General features: G+C 43.4%; 3 protein-coding genes. 1 reads left to right on the top strand and 2 read right to left on the bottom strand.

Annotation, left to right across the window (positions count from 1 at the left end):
* Positions 1–74: 74 nt before the first annotated feature.
* Entirely contained in the window at positions 75–1,601 is a 1,527-nt protein-coding gene (locus RAC86_RS35325; protein ID WP_014479294.1) for a mechanosensitive ion channel, read from the bottom strand.
* Between the two features lie 162 nt (positions 1,602–1,763).
* Between RAC86_RS35325 and spoVR the strand changes: the two genes are divergently transcribed.
* Positions 1,764–3,170, top strand: a complete 1,407-nt coding sequence (gene spoVR, locus RAC86_RS35320) for a stage V sporulation protein SpoVR (RefSeq protein WP_003233364.1) — start codon at positions 1,764–1,766, stop codon at positions 3,168–3,170.
* Positions 3,171–3,199: 29 nt separating this feature from the next.
* On the opposite strand, the gene phoA is transcribed toward spoVR, so the two are convergent.
* On the bottom strand, positions 3,200–4,585 hold the full coding sequence (gene phoA / locus RAC86_RS35315) for an alkaline phosphatase PhoA (RefSeq protein WP_377886679.1): 1,386 nt from the start codon (positions 4,583–4,585) through the stop codon (positions 3,200–3,202).
* Positions 4,586–4,938: the final 353 nt, after the last annotated feature.

The following is a 4,938-nucleotide window of genomic DNA, read 5'->3' as shown; positions in this document are numbered from 1 at the left end:
TTATCATAATCGATTGAAAAATGAAAAAAAAGGAATTAAAAAAACATGCACCCAGCTGGGTGCATGTTTTTTGCTTACATGTCATTCGGCGGATTTTGGTTTTTACGGTTTTTTTCGATTTCTGTGTTTTGCATTTTGCGTTCAAATGTAGACAGATAACGTGATGCAAAATCCTTACCGCCAAGGCCGAAGGATAAACCGAAGGCGAGTGCGAAGCCGCTAAGAACGATGATAAACGCGGAATTGACGATTGTCGCAGCGACACCAAGCTGATCCAGGGCCATAAAGAAAGCAAGTGCGATAATCGTATATTTAGCAATAGGCGCTAAAGACTTGAATTCCTGGCCTTTTATCATGCTTGAGAGCACTTTTCTCACCAATTCTCCTGCGTAAAGGCCGAGTCCGAGAATGAATACTGCGACAAGGACATTCGGCAGATACGCGATGATGCCAGTGGCAATTTCTACGAGGAAGTGCAGCCGAACAATTTGAAGCGCCTCAGCTGTAAAGAGCAGAATGACAATGATTTGCGCAATCATACCGACAACTTGAGACAAGGACAGCTTTGCAGGCGTTCCGGCTTCCATGCCCATTTTCCCTAAGACAGAATCAAAGCCTGCGCGATGGAGCAGTCCGGACACCATGGATTTCACCCATTTTCCTGCCCAGATACCCGCTAATACAAGCACGATGGCAATCATGATGTTCGGAAGCATGTTTAAAATCGTATTCAGCATAGAGACAGCTGGTTTTGAAATGCCGGCGACATCCAGCTGATCAAGCGCTGAAATGACCACCGGAATCATAATGAGCACATAAGCGATTGTTCCGATGACTGCTGAAAGGCTTGTGTCTTTTAAGTAAATTGATAAACCCATACGTGCCGCGAATCTTTCCGTGCCGATGCTTGCAAGGAAATTCGTAATGATATCACGGACAAGGCGGGCAACAAGCCATCCGATTAATACGATAAGCGCCGCTGCAAATAATTTCGGCAGAAAAGCGAGCACGCTTTCCATCATATTTGTAAAAGGACCTGAAATGCCGCTGATTTTCAAAGAAGATAAGACCCCTGGCAGAAAAACAAGCAGCACGAGATAAAAGACAATTTGTGAAGCGGTATTGACAGCCTGGTGAATATCTTTTCCTTCAGACACCAAATTCCACTTGCGCAGTTTGTCACTCGTGTTCAGCTTCATCCCGATTTTTTTGACAAGGAAGCTTAAAACAGAGGCTGCAGCCCATCCTAACAGCAGAATGAGTCCAGCTTTCAGCACGCTTGGGATCGCGGCTGCAATCGCCGAAAGCATACTGACAAACGGCGATGCCACTGTTGTCAGGTGTAAAATGTTAAAGAATAAAATAAAGACGATGATCAGTGCGATAAAATAAACGACCTTGCTTATGACTTTTTCCGAGGAATAGCGTGAAGGCTTTTTCCCAGCAAAGAGCTTGTCGTCGATTTTTGTTTTGCTGAGTCCTTTGTATACAGCTTTTTCAATAATTTTAGCAATAGCCCAGCCGATTAATAAGACGAGTAAAGCAATGATTACGTTTGGCAGCTTACTGAGATAAGAAGAAAACACGTCTGCTACATTCAATTGGTATCGCTCCTTTTTCGTAGTATGGTGTGTGTTTACCCACTGATCCAATAAGCAAACAGATGAATGTGCCGGGGGATTTTTTTCTTGCACGAGTGAGACTATCATCTTTTGTCTGGCGGGCTCATACATTATAGATAAGTCCAAGTAGGGGGGATTCGGTTGAACGCGGAGGAGAAGAAGGGATTACAGCGGGCAATTGAGGAAATTACCGAAATTGCAAAAGGATTCGGCCTTGATTTCTACCCGATGAGATATGAAATCTGCCCGGCTGAAATTATTTATACATTTGGCGCGTACGGGATGCCGACAAGATTCAGCCACTGGAGCTTCGGCAAGCAGTTTCACAAGATGAAGCTGCACTATGATCTAGGTTTAAGTAAGATCTATGAGCTGGTCATTAACTCAGATCCATGCTACGCTTTTTTGCTGGACAGCAACTCACTGATCCAAAATAAATTGATTGTCGCACACGTTCTTGCTCATTGCGATTTCTTCAAAAACAACTGCCGTTTCCAAAACACGAAGCGCGATATGGTGGAAAGCATGGCGGCAACAGCTGAACGGATAAAACACTATGAACAGGTTCACGGGATAAAAGAAGTCGAATCTTTTTTAGATGCAATCCTTTCGATTCAGGAGCATATCGATCCGTCGTTGGTCCGACCAAAGCTCCAATGGAGTGTGGATGATGAGGAAGAGGAGATTGAAGAGGCAGCCACGCCTTACGATGATCTATGGTCTTTGGATGAAAAGAAACCGAAAAAACAAGTGAAAAAATCGAAAAAACCGTTCCCGCCGCGGCCTGAAAAAGATATCCTGCTTTTTATCGAGGAGCATTCCCGGGAGCTGGAGCCATGGCAGCGTGATATATTAACGATGATGAGAGAGGAAATGCTTTATTTCTGGCCTCAGCTGGAAACCAAGATTATGAATGAGGGCTGGGCTTCCTATTGGCACCAGCGAATTATACGTGAGCTTGATTTAACCTCTGATGAAGCGATCGAGTTCGCCAAGCTGAATGCAGGTGTCGTTCAGCCGTCCAAAACAGGCATTAATCCTTATTATTTAGGGCTGAAAATATTTGAAGACATTGAAAAGAGGTACAACAACCCGACGGAGGAAATGAAGAAAATGGGCGTGCAGCCTGACTCCGGCCGGGAGAAAATGTTTGAGGTCAGGGAGATTGAATCCGATATCTCTTTCATCCGCAATTATTTAACCAAAGAATTAGTCATGCGCGAGGATCTTTATTTGTTTCAAAAACAGGGCCGAGATTATAAAATCATCGATAAACAGTGGAAGTCGGTGCGCGACCAGCTCGTAAGCATGCGGGTAAATGGCGGTTTTCCATATTTGACAGTAAACGACGGCGATTATATGAAAAATAACGAGCTCTATATTAAGCATTGGTATGAAGGAATAGAGTTAGATTTGAAATATTTGGAGAAAGTGCTCCCTTATTTATTCCAGCTTTGGGGAAGAAGCGTGCACATTGAGTCTGTGCTTGAGGATAAGGAAGTCATGTTTTCGTACGACGGAAAAGGTGTTCACCGCAGATATTTATAAAAAAAAGGATGCAGCGTTCTGCATCCTTTTTATTTTCCAGTTTTTAAAATCTTAAATATGATGTTTGCCTGGTCCGTATTGTTAATCAATCCGCGGAATTTTTCTTTTCCGGGGCCGTACGCGTATACCGGTACTTCTTCGCCGGTATGATCGGTACTCGTCCATCCGCTGTTGGAGCGAGTATTAAAAATCTTGATGATGGCTTTGTAGGCCCCTTTGCTTTTGTCAGCCTGTGCAGCTGCTTCAACGCTTTTGATTTCTTCAGATGTGACTTTCAGATTGGCATAGCGGGCGAGCACATCTTTAACCGGCTTGCCTTCACTGATTTTTTTGGCCATGAATTCAGGTGTTTTCTTAGCGGAGAGAATCGGTTCTGCGTGCCAATTCTTTTCCCCGTTTGCGCCAATGGTAAAGCCGCCGGTTGTATGGTCAGCAGTTGCAATCACAAGTGTATGTTTGTCTTTTTTCGCAAATTCAATCGCGGCTTTATAGGCCTGTTCAAAATCTTTAACCTCGCTCATAGCTCCTACTGTATCATTGTCATGGGCCGCCCAGTCAATCTGGCTCCCTTCGACCATCAAGAAAAATCCTTTTTTATTTTGGTTCAGGCGATCAATTGCTGAAACAGTCATTTCTTTGAGAGACGGTGTTTTGCTGTCACGGTCGAGCGCCTTAGCAAGCCCTCCATCTGCGAAAAGCCCGAGCACCTGCTGATCTTTATTTTTCTTCAATGCTTGTTTCGTTGTTACATAGCTGTAGCCGGCTTGTTTGAATTCCTTTGTCAAGTTTCTGTCCTTGCGGTTAAAATAAGATTTTCCGCCGCCGAGCAGCACGTCTATTTTATGTTTGCCTTTTATTTTGTCATCCATATAGCTGTTGGCGATTTGGTCCATGTTTTTCCGTGATTCATTGTGGGCGCCATATGCGGCTGGAGTGGCGTGGTTAATTTCAGACGTGGCGACAAGCCCTGTTGACTTGCCTTGCTGTTTGGCCTCTTCAAGTACTGATTTCACTTTTTTCCCGTTTTTATCGACGCCAATTGCATTGTTATATGTCTTAACGCCTGTCGCTAATGCTGTTCCGGCTGCTGCTGAATCTGTAATATTATAGTCAGGGTCATCCGGATGCGTCATCATCATGCCTGTCAGGTTCCGGTCAAATTCTGTTAACTTCGGGTTATTCGGTGTGTCACCGTTATTTTTCATGGAACGGTAGGCTCTTATGTAAGGCGTCCCCATGCCGTCGCCTATCATCACAATGACATTTCTGATCTCAGCTTTGTCTTGTTTTTTGGCGCTGGCCTTTTCTGTTTGCTGCAGCTCAGCTCCGGCAAAGATTCCAGCTGTAAGGACAGAAACAGCGGCGATTGGCAGAAATTTTGATTTCATATTTTGAAACAAACTCATTTTTTTCATGCCTCCTTTAATGTATTCCGTTTATCATGTTAGGGAAATTTTGTTAAATGCGGCTGTTGATCATGTAAACAATAAGTAAAGTCTTGTAAGGAAATGAAAAAACGCTTTCCGTTATCTTGCCTTATTTGATGTAAAGCATTCATTTTTCAGAAAAATCTTTACCTCTCTGTCTTTGCATGATATGTTTGTTTAAATAAAAAAACTGCGGATAACCGCAGCTCTCCTCGAATATTCTTTATCACTCATTTTTCAGGTATGTGAGCCGACCCCGAAAGTTTTTCATTTATTTCCTTTATGTTGAAAAACATCCCATAAAACATGACAAAAGCACTCGTTTTTTGTCACCTTTGCAA

The sequence above is a fragment of the Bacillus sp. LR_5 genome, assembly GCF_042709275.1.
This window is presented reverse-complemented; position numbering and strand designations above follow the sequence as displayed.